General features: G+C 65.8%; 15 protein-coding genes. 9 read left to right on the top strand and 6 right to left on the bottom strand.

Annotated features, from left to right (window positions below; translation table 11 throughout):
• Positions 1-106 precede the first annotated feature (106 nt).
• The 8 genes from LI72_RS08490 (at position 107) to LI72_RS08525 (ending at position 14,503) form a co-directional block, all read left to right on the top strand.
• Complete coding sequence (locus LI72_RS08490) at positions 107-1,042, top strand: ABC transporter ATP-binding protein (protein WP_033925505.1); 936 nt, start codon at positions 107-109, stop codon at positions 1,040-1,042.
• A gap of 3 nt (positions 1,043-1,045) precedes the next feature.
• Complete coding sequence (nadB, locus tag LI72_RS08495) at positions 1,046-2,650, top strand: L-aspartate oxidase (protein ID WP_033925506.1); 1,605 nt, start codon at positions 1,046-1,048, stop codon at positions 2,648-2,650.
• A 33-nt stretch (positions 2,651-2,683) separates the two neighbouring features.
• Positions 2,684-3,271 carry a class I SAM-dependent methyltransferase gene (locus LI72_RS08500; RefSeq protein ID WP_033925507.1) on the top strand — a complete coding sequence of 196 codons (588 nt, stop codon included), beginning with the start codon at positions 2,684-2,686 and terminating at the stop codon, positions 3,269-3,271.
• A 123-nt stretch (positions 3,272-3,394) separates the two neighbouring features.
• Entirely contained in the window at positions 3,395-4,474 is a 1,080-nt protein-coding gene (locus LI72_RS08505) for a serine hydrolase (protein WP_033925508.1), read from the top strand.
• Between the two features lie 200 nt (positions 4,475-4,674).
• Entirely contained in the window at positions 4,675-10,152 is a 5,478-nt protein-coding gene (locus tag LI72_RS08510) for an AMP-binding protein (protein WP_033926190.1), read from the top strand.
• Positions 10,153-10,194: 42 nt separating this feature from the next.
• Entirely contained in the window at positions 10,195-13,884 is a 3,690-nt protein-coding gene (locus LI72_RS08515; RefSeq protein WP_052129668.1) for an SDR family oxidoreductase, read from the top strand.
• A gap of 56 nt (positions 13,885-13,940) precedes the next feature.
• Positions 13,941-14,204, top strand: a complete 264-nt coding sequence (locus LI72_RS08520; RefSeq protein WP_033925509.1) for a CopG family ribbon-helix-helix protein — start codon at positions 13,941-13,943, stop codon at positions 14,202-14,204.
• Complete coding sequence (locus tag LI72_RS08525; RefSeq protein ID WP_033925510.1) at positions 14,204-14,503, top strand: type II toxin-antitoxin system RelE/ParE family toxin; 300 nt, start codon at positions 14,204-14,206, stop codon at positions 14,501-14,503. The genes LI72_RS08520 and LI72_RS08525 overlap by 1 nt, the downstream gene beginning before the upstream one ends.
• A gap of 68 nt (positions 14,504-14,571) precedes the next feature.
• On the opposite strand, the gene LI72_RS08530 is transcribed toward LI72_RS08525, so the two are convergent.
• The 3 genes from LI72_RS08530 to LI72_RS08540 are packed head-to-tail and all read right to left on the bottom strand — an operon-like array spanning position 14,572 to position 16,363.
• Entirely contained in the window at positions 14,572-15,339 is a 768-nt protein-coding gene (locus tag LI72_RS08530; protein WP_231562411.1) for a M48 family metallopeptidase, read from the bottom strand.
• A complete protein-coding gene (locus LI72_RS08535; protein ID WP_033925511.1) occupies positions 15,336-15,773 on the bottom strand; it encodes a YcgN family cysteine cluster protein in 438 nt (145 codons plus the stop codon). Before LI72_RS08535 ends, LI72_RS08530 begins: the two co-directional genes overlap by 4 nt.
• Positions 15,761-16,363, bottom strand: coding sequence for an SCO family protein (locus tag LI72_RS08540; RefSeq protein WP_033925512.1), 603 nt, complete (start codon positions 16,361-16,363; stop codon positions 15,761-15,763). Before LI72_RS08540 ends, LI72_RS08535 begins: the two co-directional genes overlap by 13 nt.
• A gap of 108 nt (positions 16,364-16,471) precedes the next feature.
• On the opposite strand from LI72_RS08540, the gene LI72_RS08545 reads away from it, so the two are divergent.
• Positions 16,472-17,104, top strand: coding sequence for an ankyrin repeat domain-containing protein (locus LI72_RS08545; RefSeq protein WP_197051859.1), 633 nt, complete (start codon positions 16,472-16,474; stop codon positions 17,102-17,104).
• 49 nt (positions 17,105-17,153) lie between these two features.
• Here LI72_RS08545 and LI72_RS08550 read toward each other — a convergent pair whose 3' ends face one another.
• The 3 genes from LI72_RS08550 to LI72_RS08560 form a co-directional block, all read right to left on the bottom strand.
• On the bottom strand, positions 17,154-17,573 hold the full coding sequence (locus LI72_RS08550; RefSeq protein ID WP_033925513.1) for a GFA family protein: 420 nt from the start codon (positions 17,571-17,573) through the stop codon (positions 17,154-17,156).
• Positions 17,570-18,205 carry a glutathione S-transferase family protein gene (locus tag LI72_RS08555; protein WP_033925514.1) on the bottom strand — a complete coding sequence of 212 codons (636 nt, stop codon included), beginning with the start codon at positions 18,203-18,205 and terminating at the stop codon, positions 17,570-17,572. The genes LI72_RS08550 and LI72_RS08555 overlap by 4 nt, the downstream gene beginning before the upstream one ends.
• Positions 18,206-18,274: 69 nt before the next feature.
• The gene (locus LI72_RS08560; protein ID WP_231562412.1) at positions 18,275-19,513 is read right to left on the bottom strand and encodes a hypothetical protein; all 1,239 of its coding nucleotides are present in this window, start codon (positions 19,511-19,513) and stop codon (positions 18,275-18,277) included.
• Positions 19,514-19,540: the final 27 nt, after the last annotated feature.

Consider the following 19,540-nt stretch of genomic DNA (forward strand, 5'->3'; position numbering starts at 1 on the left):
AACAGGTGCGTAATTTTTAGGCAGCAATCATGCTGCATCTGCACACGGTGCGGGCAATTCACCTTTCCCTTTGCGCTGCCATCGTCATCCGGCTAATCCGCTCGGCGTGACAGAGGCTGCCATATCCATCGACAACCTGCGCAAGGTCTACACAGGCGCAGGCAAGGCTCCCGACAAGCTGGCGCTCGACGGCGTCAGCTTCGATGTCCCGCGCGGACAGATTTTCGGGCTGCTCGGCCCCAACGGCGCCGGCAAATCCACGCTGATCAACATCCTGTCGGGCATGGTGCGCAAGACCTCGGGTTTGGCGAGCATCTGGGGCTTCGATATCGATGCCAATCCGCGCAACGCCAAGGCGTCGATCGGCATCGTGCCGCAGGAGATCGTGTTCGATCCGTTCTTCACCCCCGCCGAGGCGCTGGAGCTGCAGGCAGGGCTGTTCGGTGTGCCCAAGGCGCACCGGCGCACCGCAGAGCTGCTGCGTGCGGTGCGGTTGGAGGACAAGGCTGACGCTTATGCGCGCACGCTGTCTGGCGGCATGAAGCGGCGGCTGCTCGTCGCCAAGGCGATGGTGCACTCGCCTCCGATCCTGGTGCTGGATGAGCCCACCGCCGGCGTCGACATCGATCTGCGCCAGCAATTGTGGGATTATGTGCGCGAACTCAACCGCGCCGGGGTCACCATCGTGCTGACCACGCACTATCTCGAAGAGGCCGAGGAGCTGTGCGATCGCATCGCGATCATCAACCACGGCAAGCTGATCGCCAACAAGCCCACCGCCGAAATGGTCGGCATGGCGCGCGACAAGCTGATCGTGCTGACGCTGGACCAGGACATCGCCGCGCTGCCATCCGACCCGGATTTCGACAAGGTCAGCAAGCTTACCGACCGGATGATCGAGATCGGCTACAGCAAGGACAAGCTGAACGCGGGCCAGGTGATGACCCGGGTGCGCGCAGCGGGCTATGACATCGTCGATGTCTCGACCCGCGAGCCGGACCTCGAGGACGTGTTCCTCAATCTCACCAAGGCGGTGGCCTGAACGATGGCGCGTGTCCAGACGCATGACGTCCTGATCATCGGTTCCGGTGCGGCCGGACTCACCGCAGCACTGAGCCTCGCGCGGCACTGCCGGGTGCTGGTGCTCGCCAAGGGCGACATCTCTGGCGGATCGACCAGCTGGGCGCAGGGCGGCATTGCCGCGGTGCTGGAAGAGGGCGATTCCTTCGGCAACCATATCGAGGACACGATGGTCGCCGGCGCAGGGCTGAACAGCCGCGATACGGTGGAGTTCGTGGTCGAGAATGCACCCGCGGCGATCCAGAACCTCGTCGACCTGGGCGTTCCCTTCAACCGCAACGGCGGCAGCGGCGACCATGCCGATGATCTTCACCTGACCCGCGAGGGCGGACACAGCCACCGGCGGATCGTGCATGTCGATGATGCCACCGGCTGGGCGGTGCAGCAGGCGCTGGAACGGGCGGCGCTTGCCAACCCCAATATCACCCTGCTGCCCGATATGGTCGCGATCGATCTGATCGCCGACCGGCACCGCGCCAGCCCCGTCGGCGACAAGCGCATCTGGGGCTGCTATGCACTCAACCGCGCCACCGGTCATGTCGAGGCGCTGACCGCGCGGGCCACTCTGCTGGCAAGCGGCGGGGCGGGGCGCACCTATCTGTTCTCGACTGCGCCGCGCGGCGCCACTGGAGACGGCATCGCGATGGCCTGGCGCGCGGGCGCGCGCGTCTCGAACATGGAATTCATGCAGTTCCACCCGACCTGCCTGTATAATCTGGACGTCAAGAACTTCCTGATCACCGAGGCGGTGCGCGGCGAGGGCGGGCATCTGCTGATCCCCGACACCGGCTATCGCTTCATGGGCGATTTCGACCCGAGGCTCGAACTTGCCCCGCGCGATGTCGTCGCGCGCGCGATCGACCACGAAATCAAGCGTCTGGGGCTCGATTACGTGCATCTGGATATCAGCCACCAGCCGCCCGAGTTCGTGAAGGGGCATTTCCCGACGATTTACGACAAGCTGCTGGGGCTGGGGATCGATATCACCCGCGACCCGATCCCGGTGGTCCCCGCGCAGCATTATACCTGCGGCGGCGTGCTGATCGATCTCAAGGGACGCACCGACTTGCCCGGCCTGTATGCCGCAGGCGAGGTCAGCCAGTCGGGGCTTCATGGCGCCAACCGGCTGGCGTCGAATTCGCTGCTCGAATGCTTCGTCTTCGGCGATGCGGCCGCCACCGACATCATCGAACACTGGGACGAGCTGGGTCCGCCGCCCGAAATCCTGCCCTGGGACGAAAGCCGCGTCACCGATTCGGACGAGGAGGTCGTCGTCCAGCACAACTGGCGCGAGATTCGCCGGTTCATGTGGGATTATGTCGGCATCGTGCGCACGACCAAGCGTCTGGAGCGCGCCCGTCACCGGATCGAGCTGCTGCGCAGCGAGGTCGAGGAATATTACGGCAATTTCCGCGTCACGCCCGATCTGGTCGAGCTGCGCAACCTGATCGAGGTGGCCGATCTGATTGTCCGCTGCGCGCTCGAGCGCAAGGAAAGCCGGGGGCTGCACTATAACAGCGACTATCCGGAGATGCTGCCGGTGGCGCAGGACACGGTGCTGACGCCGTGATCGGCCAGGATCGCTGAGGCCCATCCCACGGTGATGGATCGTTCGAACGGATGGGATGCGATCGCCGACAGCTTCATCGCCGCACGCTCGTCGGCAGGCGTCGAGGTTATCCGGCGCTGGGCGGCACAATTGCCGCCAGCCGCATCGGTCATCGATGTCGGGTGCGGAACGGGCGACCCGGTGACCCGCACGCTGCTGGACGCAGGCTTTCGCGTGTCGGGGATAGACGCCTCGCCCCGGTTGGCGGACGAATTTCGCCGGCGGTTCCCGGCATGCCCGGTGGCCTGCGAAGCGGCCGAGGACAGCCGCTATTTCGACCAGACGTTCGATGCGGGAATCGCGATCGGCCTTGTGTTTCTGCTGGCGGCCGACACGCAGGAAAAGGTGCTGCGCCGAATCGCATCGGCGGTCGATCCCGGCGGGCGCATCCTGTTCAGCGCGCCCGAACAACCCTGCCAATGGCGTGATACGCTGACCGGACAGGCATCGATATCGCTGGGCACCGATGCCTATCGCGCGATCATGGCGAGCGCCGGATGGCAATTGCAGGCGACGGATCGGGATCAGGGCGGCAATCATTATTTCAGCTTTACTGGCGCCAAAGCGCCTTTCATCGCGTGAATCGACTCATTCACCGCAAAATCGGCCCGCATGATGGAACCCGGCGTTAAGCCGCTTCACGGCGGGTACATGCTGACTGTGCCAGCCCGTGATGTTCGTTCCATCCGACCAGAAAGCCGCCGCATGTTTGCTCGCAAGCTGATCCTTGTCCTGGCCACGGCCTTGCTTGCCGCCTGCGTCTCGGCGCCGCGCGAGGTGGCCCGGCCCGCACCGCCGCCGCCGCCCGCGCGCGTGCAGGCGGTGCCGCCGCCGCTGGCTCCGCGCGCGACCAACGACGTGCCGCAAGGGCTGCGCGACGAGCTTGCGGCCTTGTGGCGCGGCTTCCCCGGCAAGACCGGAATCGCCGTGCGGCGGATCGATGGCGACTGGGTCGTCGGGCAGCGCGGCGGCGAGCCGTTCCCCCAGCAGAGCGTCTCGAAATTGTGGGTGACGATGGCGGTGCTCGAAAAGGTCGATCGCGGCGAGCTGTCGCTCGACACGCCGGTGACGATCACCCACGACGATCTCACCTTGTTTCACCAGCCCTTGGCGAGCCGCGTGGCGCGCGAGGGCACCGTACGCGAAACCGTGCAAACCCTGATCAACGATGCGCTGACCGCCAGCGACAACAGCGCCAATGATGCGCTGCTGCGCACCGCGGGCGGCCCGGGCGTGGTCAACGATTTCCTGCGCCGCAAGGGGCTGTCGAGCATTCGCTTCGGACCCGGCGAACGGTTGCTGCAAAGCTCGATCGCGGGGGTCGAATGGCGCCAGGAGCTGTCGGCGGGTCGCGCCTTCCAGGCCGCGCGCGAGCGCGTGCCGCTGGACCGGCGGCGCAACCTGCTCTCGGCCTATGTCGCCGATCCGATCGACGGGGCGAGCCCGGAGGGAATAGTCGATGCGCTGGCCCGGCTGGCGCGCGGCGAATTGCTCAGCCAGGCATCGACCCGTCTGATGCTCGACACGCTTGGCCGCACTCGCAGCGGCCCGAATCGCCTGAAGGCGGGTGTTCCGGTGGGCTGGCAGTTTCTCCACAAGACCGGCACGGGGCAGGATCTGCCCCCGGTTTCGACCGGCTACAACGATGTCGGCATCATGACCGCCCCCGATGGAACCCGCTATGCCGTAGCGGTCATGCTGGCCGAAACCACGGCCAGCATCCCGCAGCGCATGCAGCTGATGCAGGCGGTGAGCCGCGCAGTGGGGCGCTGGCATCAGCGCTGAGCGGCCGGGGATACGCAGCCCCTACCGTTCCTGGAAACATTATGGTATTCCTGTCTTGGGAGACATTTGTTTCGTTTGCCGGAACCGGTTTTGCGATTTGGGAATCGTAATCGATCGGGACGGCAGGAGAGCTGCGAACTCATGCCTTCTATTTCCCACGCCCGCCTGTCCGGGCCCGTCCTCTGACCGCCCCTGCTGTGGTGGCTTCCCCCGCCGTTCCCCCGCGTGCCAACCCGCTGACCGATTCGGCCAGCTGGACCGCGATGCGCAATGCCTGCATCGCCGATCCCGGTGCCTTTCATGGCAGCCAGGCGCGCAGCGCGATTGGCTGGTATCTGCCCGATCATCACGCCTGGGGCTTTTTCGATCCGGATGCCGGACGCTGGACCGGCTGGGACGCGGATACGGGCGCAGCCCGCGTGCTCGATCTTGCGGCCGATTACACGCCCTGGGAACGCGGGCTCAACGCCGATGATGCGCCCAACTGGCGCTGGTTCGAAGGCGCGTTCACCAACAGCGGGTTCAACGAGGTCGACCGGCACGTGGCCGCTGGCCATGGCGACGAGACCGCGCTGATCTTCGAGGGCGACCGCTGGAACATGTCGAGCGACAACGGGCGCGGCGGCCCGGTCGATTGCTATCCGGTGAGCCGCAAGCTGCTGATGCTCGAGGCGGCGAAATGCTCGCTGGCGCTGGCGGCGCTCGGCCTCAAGGCTGGTGACCGCATCGCGCTCAACATGCCGTCGATCCCCGCGCAGATCTACTGGACCGAAGGCGCCAAGCGTGCGGGCATCATCTATACGCCGGTGTTCGGCGGGTTCAGCGACAAGACGCTTTCCGATCGTATTGCCGACGCCGGCGCGAAGATCGTGATCACCGCCGATGGCAGCTATCGCAACGCGCAGATGGTGCCGTTCAAGACCAGTTATACCGATCCTGCGCTCGACAATTTCATCGGTGTCGGCACCGCGATGCAGCTGCTGGCCGGCGCGCTGGACGATCCGGCGCTTGAGGCGAGCGATGCCGTGTGCGCGCGGATCACCGATGCGGTGACCGAACTGCTCGATGGCGAGGTCACGGTCGAACGCTCCGACGTCATGCGCGGCGTCGGCCGCGCGCTCGACGATCTGGCGCAGGGCTCGGCGCTCAATGCCGCGCAGGCTGCCAATCTGCGCATGGCTATTGCGTCTGCCCTCGTCGATTCGCCGCCACGCGTCGATGCGGTCGTGGTGGTGCGCCACACCGCGCAGCCCGACCTGGTCTGGAATTCGAACCGCGATCACTGGAGCCATGATCTGACCGGCGAGGCGAGCGCGCAGATCCTGGATGCGGCGCGCGCCGCCGGGTTCGATCTGGCCGACGAGGCCGCGCTGCTGGCGCTGCCCGATGCGGATTTCGTCCGCGCGATCTGGGCGGTCTCGAAGCCGCTGCCGGTGGATTCGGAATATCCCAATTTCATCATCTACACCTCGGGCTCGACCGGAAAGCCCAAGGGGGTGGTGCATGTGCATGGCGGCTATTGCGCGGGCGTCGCGGCGACCATGCCGGTGGCGTTCGATGCATCGCCCGGCGATGTCATGTTCGTCGTCGCCGATCCGGGCTGGATCACCGGCCAGAGCTATCTGATCGCAGGCTCGCTGCTGTGCCGGGTGACGACCATCATCACCGAAGGCTCGCCCGTGTTCCCGCATGCCGGGCGCTTCGCCTCGATCATCGAGCGGCACAAGGTGCAGATCTTCAAGGCGGGCGTCACCTTCCTCAAGAGCGTGATGCAGGATCCGGAGAACCTCAAGGACATCCAGAATTACGACATGTCGTCGTTGAAAGTCGCAACCTTCTGCGCCGAGCCGACCTCGCCTTCGGTGCAGGCGTTCGCGATGGAGCACGTGACCCCCTGGTACATCAACAGCTACTGGGCGACCGAGCATGGCGGCATCGCCTGGACCCATTTCTACGGCAACACCGACTTTCCGCTGCGCGCCGATGCGCACACCTATCCTCTGCCGTGGATCGTCGGCGATGTGTGGGTCGAGGACGCCGATGCGCCGCCGCTCGAATTCGGGCTGGAGCGCGACGGTCCTGGCGGCGTGCCGTGGCGGCGCGCGAAGAACGGCGAAAAGGGCGAGATCGTCATCGCATTGCCCTATCCGTATCTCACGCGCACCATCTGGGGCGATACCGAACAGTTCACGCTGGAAGCGGCGTCGGGCGGCATCCGCGTCAACCCGCTCTGGCGCGGGGATGCCGCCCGTTACGCGTCCACCTATTGGGGGCGCTGGCGTGGAACCTGGGCCTATACCCAGGGCGATTTCGCGATCCGCCACGAGGACGGCTCGTTCTCGCTGCACGGACGGTCGGACGATGTCATGAACGTCTCGGGCCACCGCATCGGCACCGAGGAGATCGAGGGCGCGATCCTGCGCGACAAGACGCTCGATCCGGGCTCGCCGGTGGGCAATGTGCTGGTCGTCGGCGCGCCGCACCGCGAGAAGGGGGCAACGCCGATCGCCTTCATCACCGCTGTTGCCGGCCGCAGGCTGACGCAGGACGACCGCCGCCGCCTCACCGATCTGGTGCGGACCGAAAAGGGCGCGGTCGCGGTCCCGTCGGATTTCCTCGAGGTCGCCGAATTTCCCGAGACGCGATCGGGCAAATACATGCGCCGCATGGTCCGCGCGATCGTCGAGGGCGGCGATATCGGCGACACCTCGACGCTGCGCAATCCCGAGAGCATCGATGCGCTGCAGAGCGCCGTCGCAGCCTGGCGGCGCAAGCAGACGCTGGCCGAAGAGCAGGCGCTGTTCGAGCGCTATCGCTATTTCCTGATCCAGTACAACGCCCTGGGAGACGGCAAGCGCGTCGCGACGGTGACCGTCACCAACGCGCCGGTCAACGCGCTCAACGAACGCGCGATCGACGAGCTGGTGATCGTGGTCGAGCATCTCGCGCGCAAGGATGATGTCATCGCGGTGGTGTTCACAGGCCAGGGCACCGCCTCGTTTGTCGCGGGCGCGGATATCCGCCAGATGCTCGAGGAAGTGAACAGCGTCGAGGAAGCGGGCGTGCTGCCCAGCAATGCGCAGCTCGCCTTCGCCAAGATCGAGATGATGGGCAAGCCGTGCATCGCGGCGATCCAGGGCGTGGCTTTGGGCGGCGGCATGGAGTTCGCGCTCGCCTGCCATTACCGCATTGCCGAACCCGTCGCGCGCTTCGGCCAGCCCGAAATCAACTTGCGGCTGCTCCCCGGCTATGGGGGCACGCAGCGGCTGCCGCGGCTGCTTGCCGAACGGCGCGCGGGCGAGGGCCTGCGTGATGCGCTTGACCTCATCCTGGGTGGCCGCGCGATCAGCGCCGACGAAGCGCTGGAGATCGGCGCGATCGAACAGGTTGCGGACGCCTCCAACGACGTGCTCAGCCTTGCGCATGCGATGGTGCGCGAATATGCGCGGCATGGCGCGGAAAGTCCGCTGGGCAAGGCCTTTGCAGACCGCAAGGCGATGACCAAGCGCTGGGCCAAGCCTGCGCATATCGATCTGGAAGCGGTGCTCGAAGACCCGTTCCTCCAGCGCATCCTCAAGCAGCTTGAATGGGCAGGGCGCGGGCCGGCGGGTGCCCGCGCGCTCGACGCCGTGCGCACCGGCTGGACCGAGGGCATGGCCGCGGGGCTCAAGCGCGAGGGCGAGCATTTCGCCGAAGCGATCATCGATCCCGAAGGCGGCAAGACGGGCATCCGCCAGTTCATGGACAAGCAGAGCCCACCGCTTCCGGTCCGCCGCAATGGCGTGTGGATCGACAGCGAGCACGAGACGACGAAGGCCGAGATGATCGCATCGGGCCAGTTGCTGCCGGTTGGCGCGCCCTTCTATCCCGGCGTCACCGCGATTCCGCACAAGCAGCTCGCGTTCGGCATCAGCCGCGATCCCGATACCGGCGCGCCCCGTTTCGGTCCGCCGGCGTCTCACGAGCGCGAGCATATCGTGCCCGTGGTGGCGCCCGAGCCCAACGAGGCGCTGGTCTATATGCTGACCAGCGAGGTCAACTTCAACGACATCTGGGCGCTGACCGGCATCCCGGTTTCGCCGTTCGATGGCCATGACGAAGATGTGCAGATCACCGGTTCGGGCGGTCTGGCCTTGGTCGCGGCGCTGGGCAGCGAGGTCAAGGGCGAGGGCCGCTTGCGCGTCGGCGACATGGTGGTCGTCTATTCGGGGACCTCGGATCTGCTCTCGCCGCAGGCGGGCGACGACCCGATGTTCGCAGGGTTCGCGATCCAGGGCTATGAGACCAAGACCGGCAGCCACGCGCAGTTCCTCAACGTCCAGGGGCCGCAGTTGCACCGCGTGCCGCCCGATCTGACGCTCGAACAGGCGGGCAGCTATGTGCTCAACCTCGGCACCATCACCCGCTGCCTGTTCACCACGCTGCAGATCGTGCCGGGCAAGACGATCTTCGTCGAAGGTTCGGCCACCGGCACCGGGCTCGATGCGCTGAAAAGCAGCATCAAGTCCGGGCTCAAGGCGACCGGCCTCGTCTCCAGCGAGGACCGCGCAGCGTTCGTCAAGGAACAGGGCGCCGTCGGCGCGCTCAACCGCAAGGATCCGCGCTTTGCGGCCTTGTTCACGGCGGTGCCGGATGAGCCGGATGCCGCTCGCCAATGGGAAGCCGATGGCGCGGTGCTGCTCGACGAATACCGGCGGATCAACGAGGGCAAGCTTGCCGATTTCGTGGTCAGCCATGCCGGCGAGACCGCCTTCCCGCGCAGCTTCCAGCTGCTCGAACACGGCGGCACGCTGGCGTTCTACGGCGCATCGTCGGGCTATCACTTCGCCTTCATGGGCAAGACCGGTAGCGCCTCACCATCGGACATGCTGGCGCGGGCAAACTTGCGCGGCGGGGAATCGGTGCTGTTGTACTACGGCCCGGGCAGCCGAGATCTTGCCGATCCGCTGGGGCTGGAGATGATCGAGGCGGCGCGGCTGTACAAGGCGCGCACCGTGATCGTCACCACCACCGATGGCCAGCGCGAGTTCCTGCAGTCGCTGGGGCTCGAGGAATCGGTCGAGGGGATCATCAGCCTCGAAGGATTGAAGCGCCGCGATAGCGAGTTTCTCTGGCCCGACAGCCTGCCCCGCCTGCCCGATGCCCGCACGGATATCGAACGGTTCAAGGAAGGCGTGCGCAGCTATCAGCAGCACACGATGAAACCCTTCGGCACCGCCGTCGGCCGCATCCTGGGCTCGCCCGGCAATCCGCGCGGGGTGCCCGATCTGGTGATCGAACGCGCTGGACAGGATTCGCTGGGTGTCTCGACCTCGCTGGTCAAGCCGTTCGGCGGGCGCGTGGTCTATGCCGAAGAGATGGCGGGCCGCCGCTACACCTTCTACGCGCCGCAGGTCTGGACCCGGCAGCGCCGGATCATCATGCCCACCGCCAACATCTTCGGCACCCATCTGTGCAACGCGCACGAGGTGACGATGATGAACAACATGATCGCAGGCGGTCTGCTTTCGGTCACCGAACCACAGGTGGTGGATTGGGACGGGCTGCCGGAGGCGCATCAGGCGATGTGGGACAACCGGCACACCGGCGCGACCTATGTGGTCAACCACGCGCTGCCCGCGATGGGCCTGCGCAGCCGCGACGAGCTACTCGAATACTGGGCGGCATCAAACACTTGAAACCATAAACCGCCGGACACGGCGCGGCAGGGGATTACCGACATGACGAGCAGCAAGACCAAGGCGACCAAGACGGGCGCAAGTGCGGACACCGGGACCGGGGGACGCCTTTCGGGCAAGGTGGCTCTGGTCACCGGCGCTGCGGGCAATCTGGGCGGAGCAATCATCCGCCGCTTCATCGGCGAAGGCGCGACCTTGGTGATGACCGGGCGCACCGAAGACAGGCTGGCGGCGGCGAAACAGGCGCTGCTCGACGAAACCGGGGTCGAGGAATCGCGGGTCTTCACCGTGATCCTTGACGGCGCCGATCCTGAATCGGTGCGTGCCGGGATCGATCAGGTCAAGGCGGCGCTCGGCCGGATCGACATATTGGTCAACAATGCAGGCTCTGCAGGGCCCCGGCAGACGCTGGAAAACGTGCCGCTCACCCGCGCCGAGATGGAAGCGAACGGCGACGGGGAGACGGTTGCCGATGCGATGCGCAACCTGCTGGGCGTCAGCTGGAACCTGACCCGGGCCGCCGCGCCGATCATCCCGGCGGGGGGATCGGTGATCAACATTTCGACGATCTTTGCGCACACCCGCTATCACGGTCGCACCGCTTATGTGGTGCCCAAGGCGGCATTGAACGCGCTCAGCCAGGAGCTCGCCAAGGAACTGGGGGCCGAAGGCATCCGGGTCAATACCGTGTTCCCAGGCCCGATTGAGAGCGAACGCATCCGCACCGTCTTTGCGTCGATGGACAAATTGCAGGGCGAAGGCGATGGGGCGACGGCGGAATATTTCATGGGCCGCATGTCGCTGAAGCGCGCCATGGGCGGTTCCAAGCCGGCCAAGACCCTGCCGGTACCGGGCGACATTGCCGATGCCTGCCTGTTTCTTGCCAGCGATGAATCCGCAGCATTGAACGGCAACGAGATCGACGTCACCCACGGAATGGAGGTTCGCAAGGATTCTCGCTCGACCTACATGACCCGCCCGTCGATGCGCTCGCTCGACGGCACCGGGCTCAACGTGCTGATCGCAGCCGGCGAGCATTGGGAAGATGCGCTCGAGATCGCGCGGATCCAGTTGCTGCAGGGCGCGCGGGTGCTGCTGGGGCTGACGCGGCAGGTCGATGTTGCCCAAGCCGAGGCCCGGGTGCGCGCACAGGAGCTTGGGTCGGGCATCGACATCATGCGGTTCAATCGCGCCGAGCCCGATGGCATGGAGGCGGTGCTGCGCGCCTTTTCCGATGCACACGGCCCGATCAACAGCGCCATCATCCTGCCGGTCAAGGCGTCCAACCTGTTCTCGGCAACGCTGGCTGGGGCCACCGATGCCGATGTCGACCTGCTGCTCGATGTCGAATTGTCCGGCGCAATCGCATTGGCACGCACGCTGGCGCGTTACTGGAAGCAGCGGACTGATCTGCTGCAGGATCCGCGCTACGTTTTCATGTCGTCGCCTACCGATGGCAATGGCGACCGTTTCGGACGAATCATGACCGCTGCGATCGCGCAGCTGATCACCATCTGGCGCGATGAATCGCGGGTCGAGGCGCTGCACGGACGCCAGCAGCGCGCGGTCTGGGGCAACCAGATCATCCGCTACACCAACGCCGAAGAGGACAATATCCGCTTTGCCGCAGGCCATGCGACGCGGATCGTGTTCAAGGAACAGAAGATCACCGAGACCTCCCTCTATCTGCCCGCCAACATCGGCGAGGAAACCGGCGCGCGCAAGGCGATGCTGGGCTTTGCCGAGAACATCACGGGCCTGCATCTGGGCAAAGTCGCGCTGATCACCGGCGGCTCTGCCGGGATCGGCGGCCAGGTCGCGCGCCTGCTCGCGCTCGCAGGCGCCAAGGTGATGATGGTCGCCCGGCGCGAGAGCGAGCTGGAAGCCGCGCGTGAGCGCATCGTCGGCGAGCTGCAGGATGTCGGGTTTTCAGGCGTCGAACGGCGGATCAAGTACATCGCCAATGTCGATGTCAGCGATTTCGATTCGCTGCGCAAGGCAGCGGACGCGACGATGGAAGAGTTCGGCCGGATCGATTACCTGATCAACAACGCCGGGGTCGCGGGCGCCGAAGACATGGTCATCGACATGCCGCTCGACACCTGGCGCTGGACGCTCGATGCCAACCTGATCAGCAACTATCTGCTGATGCATTATGTCGTGCCGATCATGAAACGGCAGGGCTCCGGTTACATCCTCAACGTATCGAGCTATTTCGGCGGCGAAAAGTTCCTCGCGGTCGCCTATCCCAACCGCGCCGATTATGCGGTGTCCAAGGCGGGGCAGCGCGCGATGGTCGAAAGCTTCTCGCGCTTTCTCGGCCCCGAAATCCAGGTCAACGCGATCGCGCCGGGGCCGGTCGATGGCGACCGGTTGTCGGGCACCGGCGGCAAGCCAGGCCTGTTCCTGCGGCGCGCGCGCCTGATCCTCGAGAATAAGCGGCTCAACGCGATCTATGCTGCGGTGATCGAATCGATCCGCGAGGGGGCGGAGGTGACGCATGTGCTCGGCCGACTGGCGCGCAACGACACCGGCTATCTCAGCCATGATCGTTCGACCCCCGACCCGCTGCGGCTGCTGTGCCTTGAGCTCGCGCGCGAGGGCGACGGCATCTGTACCTGGGATCGCTATCTGCTCACCCCCGACATCGCCGGACGGCTGCTCGCGCGGCTGCGCTCGGCCGGCTATCTGCTGCAGAATGCTGACTGGCAGGAGCGCAGCGGCACCGCCGAAGGGCTGACGGGCTGGCTGATGGTGACGCCGCCCGACGACATGCCGTATCTGCCGCAGGACCGCATCGGCAAGGAGGCCGACAAGGTCGGGCGCGGCGTGCTCTCGCAGCTGCATCTGGGCGCGATGCCCAAGGAAAGCGAAGTGGCCCAGGCAACCGTGTTCTACCTTGCCGATCGCGCGGTCAGCGGCGAGACCTTCATGCCGTCGGGCGGACTCAGCGTCGAACGCTCGTACACCGAGCGCGAGATGTTCGGCAGCCCCAAGCAGGAGCGGCTCGACCGGATGAAGGGCACCACCGTCTGGGTGATCGGCGAGCATCTGGCCGACTATATCGCGGAAACCGCCAACCATCTGATCGGCGGTCTGGGCGTGGCGCGCATGGTGCTGCTCACCCGCAGCGAGGCTGGCGGTGCCGGCGTGCTGGCGGTGCTGGACAAGGAAGTCGCCGACAAGGTGACGGTGCGCGTGTGCGGTGCCGATATCGAAGGCGCGATGGACCAAGCGCTGACCGACTTCGGACGGCCCACGACGGTCGTCTCCACCCCGATGGCGGGTCTGCCCGACCGGCTGTTCGAGGATGGTGCGATGCTGGCCCCGGAGGAGTTCCGCGATCTGTGCGAGGAGAATCTCACGCATCATTTCCGCATCGGGCGCAAGGCCTCGCTCTATGATGGCTGCCAGCTGGTGCTGGTTTCGCCCGATGTGCCCTTCGGCCAGAGCGGCCCCGCGTTTGCGCTCGCCAATTTCGTCAAGACGACGCTGCATGCGTTCACGGCGACGCTGGCGGTCGAAAACGAGCGGCTGGTCCACGACGTGCCCACCAACCAGATCAACCTCACCCGCCGCATCCGCTCCGAGGAACCGCGCAACGCGGTCGAGCATCAGGAGGAGCTCAAGCGCTTCGCCCGCGCGGTCCTGCTGGTCGGCGCCCCGCTGCCCGATGCACAGGATTCGCGCTACCGTGCGCGGATCTACAGGGGCACGTCGATGACGGTGTGATTGTGATCAACCCATGGTTGTGCTAGCTTGTATACACGTGAACACAAGAGGGACGTATGACCAGCACAACCATGACGATCCGGTTGCCACTGGACGTCAGCGACAAGCTCTCTCGCCTTGCCAAGGGCACCGACCGGAGCCGTTCCTATCTCGCTGCCGCAGCTCTTTCTGCCTATGTGGATCGGGAGCTGGAGATTATCGAAGGCATCCAGCAGGGTCTTGCCGATGTGGAGTCAGGCCGCGTCATCCCGCATGAGCAGGTGGTCGCTCGCGCTGAGGCCATCATCGCGGAAGCTCGCGAGGCCAGAGCAAAACGCTGATGCGGCAGGTGGTCTGGTCGGAGCGGGCGCAGGCTGATTATCTTGCGGTGCTTCGTCATATCGCCGCAGACGATCCTGATGCGGCCGAAAGGGTGGGGCGCGCCATTCACAAGACCGGCGAGCAATTGGGAGAATTTGCTACCGGTCATCCGGGTCGGATTGCGGGCACCTACGAAAAGTCGGTGCGGCAGTTTCCCTATATCATCGCCTATACCCTGACTGATCATGGCCTGACGGTGGCCATCCTGCGCGTCATCCACACGTCACGCGATTGGCGCGAGGATGAGTGGCCAAGCTAGTCAATGGGCTCGATGCTGGCAGCGCGGCGTCTCGCGACCTGCTGTCAAATTCGGAAGCCCGGCGGGGTTCAGCCCCCACCCACCAGATACAGCCCGCGGCCATGCGCTTTCAGCCAGCGGTCGGCGCTTTGGCGGTCGCCTTCGAACAAGGCGTCGAGCCAGGCGTAGAAATCCGCGCTGTGGTTCATGTGGCGCAGGTGCGCGACTTCGTGCGCGACGACCGAGCGGCGGACTTCGTCGGGGGCCATCACCAGCCGCCAGTTGATCCGGATCGTGCCATTGGCCGAGCAGCTGCCCCAGCGGCGCGCGGCGTTGCTGATGGCGAGCGCAGGGACGGCGACGCCCGCGCGGCTGCAATATTCCGCCAGATCCGCCGCGCACAGCCGCTTGGCTTCGGCCTTCAGCCAGCGGACCAGCCGGGCTTCGAGCGAATCGCGCGCGCCGCCCAGCGTGATCACGCCGTCTGCGACGATGACCCTGCGACCATGGCGCACGTCCCAGTCGATCCGGTGGGGAGTGCCACGAAACGGGATTGCCGCACCCGGCTCCAGCGCGACATGGCTGCCCGCTCGGGCAAAGCTCGCCTCGATCCAGTCGGCCTGTGCGCGGGCAAAGGCAATCGCCTCGCCCAGCCGGGCATGGCCGGGCAGCGTCAGCAGCAGCGCGCCCTTGGCCGGATCGGTGCGCAGCCGGATGTTGTTCGCGCGGGCATGGCGGCGGATCACCAGCGCATAATCGCGCCCGTTGATCGTCAGCCGGTCGGGCGTGTCGGAGGGAGCGGGCCTGGACTTGCGCGAGAACAGCCGGGCGATGGTCGCCGGCGCTGCCGCCCTCACAGCTCCGCCTCGATGATGTGGTTCTCGATCGGGCCGGCGTGTACCTCGGATATCACGCGGCCGACCACCGAGTGTCCGCCGGCGTGCATGGCGTCGCGACTGCCGGTCTTGAGATGGTGCCAATCGGGCAAGGGCAGGCCCTGTGCGCGCAGCTGATAGGCGCAGGTCGAAGGCAGCCAGCTGATCTCCTCGACATTGCCGCGCGTCAGCCGCAGGCAATCGGGCACGAGGGCGCGGCGATGGCGGTAATCGGCGCATTGCGCGGTGCGGGTGTCGAGCAGGCGGCATGCGACATTGGTGGGGTAGATGCGCCCGGTGTCCTCATCCTCGACCTTGTGCAGGCAGCATTTGCCACAGCCATCGCACAAGGCTTCCCATTGCGCGCGGTCGAGGCTGGCCAGCGGTTGTTCCCAAAAAGGGTTCACGCGGTCCATTTGTCGATTTCGGCGGCGATCTGCTCCGGGCTCCCGTCGTAGGGCAGCAGCGCGATCGGCTCGCCCTTGGGGCCCATCAGATACGCCTGGCGGCTGTGATCGACGAGATAGCCCTTGGCATCGGCGCCCACCGGCTTTTGCGCCTTGTACATCACCAGATAGGCATCGGCGACGGACTTGATCTGCGCAGGCGTGCCGGTGAGGCCGATCAGCCGCGGATGGAAGGCGCTGACATACTGCTTGACCACCGCCGGGGTATCACGCTCGGGATCGATGGTGATGAAGATCGGCTGGATCGCCTTGGCGCGTTCAGGCTGCTGCTTTTCGAACAGAGCAAAGCCCGCCGCGATCTTCTGCAGGTCGATGGGGCAGACATCGGGACAATAGCTGTAGCCGAAATAGATGATGCGGTGTTGGCCTGCAAAATCGGTGTCCTTCACCGTCTTGCCGTCCTGATCGGTGAGCGTGAAGGCGCCGCCGATGCGGGCACCCTCCAGCGGAGCCTCGGGCTTGGTGGCGGTGCCCGAGCAGGCGGTCAGCGCGGCGGCGCCCAGCGCCAGCGCGATCGAGAAGAAGGGGGTTTTGTTCATGACAGGTTTGTCTGTGCTCTGCTATGCCACCGCTTTCAAGGGGGATTGGCGACCGATACGCCCATTTGGCCGCATCCCCGGTGCAAGTTTTCAAGGACGAAGCAACCCGTGACAGCCCGTTTCATTCCGTTTGCGCGCCTGTGGATCGCGGCGATCGCCGCTCTGGCGTTGCTGATCCCTGCCGCGGCCAGCGCGCAGTTTTCCGACAGCTACAATTTCCTGAAAGCGGTGCGCGAGCGCGATGGCGACAAGGCGACGCAGATGCTCAATGAACCGGGCAGCACCATCGTCAACACCAAGGACATCACCTCGGGCGAGACGGCGCTGCACATCGTCACGGCGCGGCGCGACCTCACCTGGATGGGCTTTCTGCTGCAGCGCGGGGCCAATGCCAACGCACGCGACAAGAACGGCGTCACCCCGTTGATGACCGCGGTCAACCTGCGCTTCGTCGATGGTGCAGAAACGCTGCTGGCGCGCAAGGCGCAGGTCGATGCGACCAACAACTCGGGCGAGACCGCGCTGATCCGCGCGGTGCAGCTGCGCGATCTGGCGATGGTCCGCCTGCTGCTCAAGAATGGCGCCAACCCGGACAAGCAGGATACCATCGCCGGCCAGTCGGCGCGCGATTATGCCGGCGGCGACTTCCGCAATCCTCAGATTCTCGAGGCAATCACCGCCAACGACAAGGAGCGCAAGGCCGGAACGGGGACACCCAAGGTGTTCGGCCCGACCGGTTGAGCCATCGGTTTCATGAATCCTCCCCCACCAGCGGGGGAGGATTAGGCGTTCAGAATTCGGGAAACCGATCGAAGCTGGGCAGCTCATGCGCGCTCTTCATCCAGCCGATCTGCTCGGCTGCCTGGATATGCGCCATGGCGGGAAACGCGCCGGGATCGTCGAAGGTCGCGGTCTGGATGTCGACCAGCCCTGGCAGCACGGTTTCGTTGATGTAGAACAGCCCGGTGCCGCAATGCCCGCAGAAGCTGCGCTCTGCCAGCTCCGACGACCGATAGACCGCAGGCGTGCCCTGGGTCAGCCGGAAGGTCGAGCTGGCAACAGCGGTCCAGCCGACCACCGGGGCCCCAGCGCAGCGACGGCAGTCGCTGCAATGGCACAAGGCAGTGCGCGGTGCCTCCTCCGCATTCACCGGAGGTTCGACCACAAAGCGCACCGCGCCGCAATGGCATCCGCCCTCTGCCGCGCTCATGCGTCTGCGCCTTCTGGCGAGGCGGCAGCGATCAGCTCATTGTCGATTGCCTTGGCGCGGATATAGGCGGGCCGTGCGCGCAGCCGCTCGGCATAGGCGCTGAAGGCGGGGCGATCGGGCAAGGTCCCGAACATCAGCCCCCAGTCGACCTGCGCGCCGACATAGACATCGGCTGCGGTGAAACGATCGCCGCAGATATAATCACGGCTGTCCAGCCATCCGGCCAGCGCATCGACCACCAGATCGAAATGGCCGTAGCCCAGCATGGCCTGCTTGTCCTCCGGGCCTTCCCAGCCCATCGACCGGTTGGTGATCGCCTGTTCGAGCGGCCCTGCGCCGAAGAACATCCACCGGTAGTAATCGGCGCGCTCGCCTGGCAGCGGGGCGAGGCCCGTCTCGGGAAAGGCGTCGGCCAGATAGGCGCAGATCGCAGCGCATTCGGTCACGACCCGGCCATCGTGGACGATCGCGGGAACCTTGCCCATCGGGTTGACCGCGCGATAGGCCTCACCCTTCATGTCGGGTCCGTATTCGACGATGCGCTGCTCGTAGGCCGCGCCCGCCTCTTCGAGCGCCCATCGTGCGATCTGCCCGCGCGACATGGGATTGGTATAGAAAATCAGGCTGCTCATGCGTTTTCCCCTCGAACCGACTCGGATGATGACTGGAACATACCATGAACAAAGAGCTGCGCCAATCCTTCAGCAACCCTCGCCGGTGACCACCGCGCCGAGCAGGCCGCCAAGCCCGCCCTTGCACTTTTTCTTCTTCCTGGGCGGTTCGGCCTCGTCGCTGCCGTTCATCATCGCGCCCATGTCGGGGCCGTTGAGCAGCCAGGTGGAGTTCGACCGATAGCGCACGCGCGCGGTCCATTCGGGCTTCCACGGCGTCTTGGCGTTGGCCGGGCGCGGCGGATAGGCGAAGTTCGCCTCGGGCCCATAAGCGTACAGATTGCCCAGCGCGAATTCGCCGCCCGCCGCCGTGACGTCAGCCGGAACCGTGCAGCTGGTCTGCGATGGCGGCATGACCACCTGCTGCTGGATCAGCCTCGCCACCTGTGCAGGCGCGATCCAGTCCCACAGCGCGCCGCCGAACTGGCGCGAGGCCGATGACGACCACCAGACCATGTCCTGGAACTCACCCTTGCTGTTGGCCTTGGCGGTCATCACCCAGGCATAATAGCCGGTGGCATTGGTGACCGTGTTCCAGCTGATCTGCGTTGCGCCACCGGGCCCAGGGGTCGCCTTGCCGGTGATCGCGGGCATGAAATCCTGTGCCAGCGCGAACTTGATCTCGGGCGAATAATTGCCGGCGATGCGGTGTTCGCCCAGCAGCGAGCTGTCCGCGCTCAGCAGCTTGCGCGTTTCGGCATTGGGCCATTCGCCATAGGTCTTGGAATTGCCGGTGCTCACCGATCGGTCGATCGGCATCGATCCGGCAAACAGATCGGGCGGCACCTGGCCGGCGGACAGCTTGGCAAAATCGATCACCACCGGCTGGCCGGGCCCTGCCTTCGCGCCGCAGCCCCAATAGATCAGCAACCGACCCTTCGGACGCTGGAAGTCCTTGGGCAGGTCTTCGGGCACTTCGTCGGTGCGGGTGTCCGGCCTGGGGCTGAGCAGCGGCACCGATGCGCCCAGCTTGGCCACGGGCGGCATGAAATGGTCGGCCTTGGGGCCTCCGGCCGCAGGCGCGCGGGACGAGCCCAGCCGCAGCACCAGCTCATGCGCCTGCTTGTTGCCGCCGCCACCAAACATCATCGACAATCCGCCGCCCAGCCCGCTGCCCATCGCGGCAAGGCCGGTGACGGTGCCGACATCCATGTCGTAGCGCGCCACCGGACTGGCGGCCTGCTGGCTGCTGACGGGGCTGGCGACCAGGACCGCGATCGTGGCAGCGGACAGGCTGAGGGCGGCGTGACGGCGTGCGAAAAAGGGCATGGTTTGCTCCCGACAAGACACAGACAT

Source organism: Sphingomonas sp. 35-24ZXX, assembly GCF_000786215.1.
Taxonomy (GTDB): domain Bacteria; phylum Pseudomonadota; class Alphaproteobacteria; order Sphingomonadales; family Sphingomonadaceae; genus Blastomonas.

What these genes read in the sequence shown, in the direction of transcription:
- LI72_RS08500 (WP_033925507.1), top strand. Translation starts at nt 2,684, where the DNA reads ATGGATCGTTCGAACGGATGGGATGCGATCGCCGACAGCTTCATCGCC.
- LI72_RS08540 (WP_033925512.1), bottom strand. Translation starts at nt 16,363, where the DNA reads ATGAACAAAACCCCCTTCTTCTCGATCGCGCTGGCGCTGGGCGCCGCC.
- LI72_RS08505 (WP_033925508.1), top strand. Translation starts at nt 3,395, where the DNA reads ATGTTTGCTCGCAAGCTGATCCTTGTCCTGGCCACGGCCTTGCTTGCC.
- LI72_RS08550 (WP_033925513.1), bottom strand. Translation starts at nt 17,573, where the DNA reads ATGAGCGCGGCAGAGGGCGGATGCCATTGCGGCGCGGTGCGCTTTGTG.
- LI72_RS08560 (WP_231562412.1), bottom strand. Translation starts at nt 19,513, where the DNA reads ATGCCCTTTTTCGCACGCCGTCACGCCGCCCTCAGCCTGTCCGCTGCC.
- LI72_RS08535 (WP_033925511.1), bottom strand. Translation starts at nt 15,773, where the DNA reads ATGGACCGCGTGAACCCTTTTTGGGAACAACCGCTGGCCAGCCTCGAC.
- nadB (WP_033925506.1), top strand. Translation starts at nt 1,046, where the DNA reads ATGGCGCGTGTCCAGACGCATGACGTCCTGATCATCGGTTCCGGTGCG.
- LI72_RS08520 (WP_033925509.1), top strand. Translation starts at nt 13,941, where the DNA reads ATGACCAGCACAACCATGACGATCCGGTTGCCACTGGACGTCAGCGAC.
- LI72_RS08515 (WP_052129668.1), top strand. Translation starts at nt 10,195, where the DNA reads ATGACGAGCAGCAAGACCAAGGCGACCAAGACGGGCGCAAGTGCGGAC.
- LI72_RS08525 (WP_033925510.1), top strand. Translation starts at nt 14,204, where the DNA reads ATGCGGCAGGTGGTCTGGTCGGAGCGGGCGCAGGCTGATTATCTTGCG.
- LI72_RS08555 (WP_033925514.1), bottom strand. Translation starts at nt 18,205, where the DNA reads ATGAGCAGCCTGATTTTCTATACCAATCCCATGTCGCGCGGGCAGATC.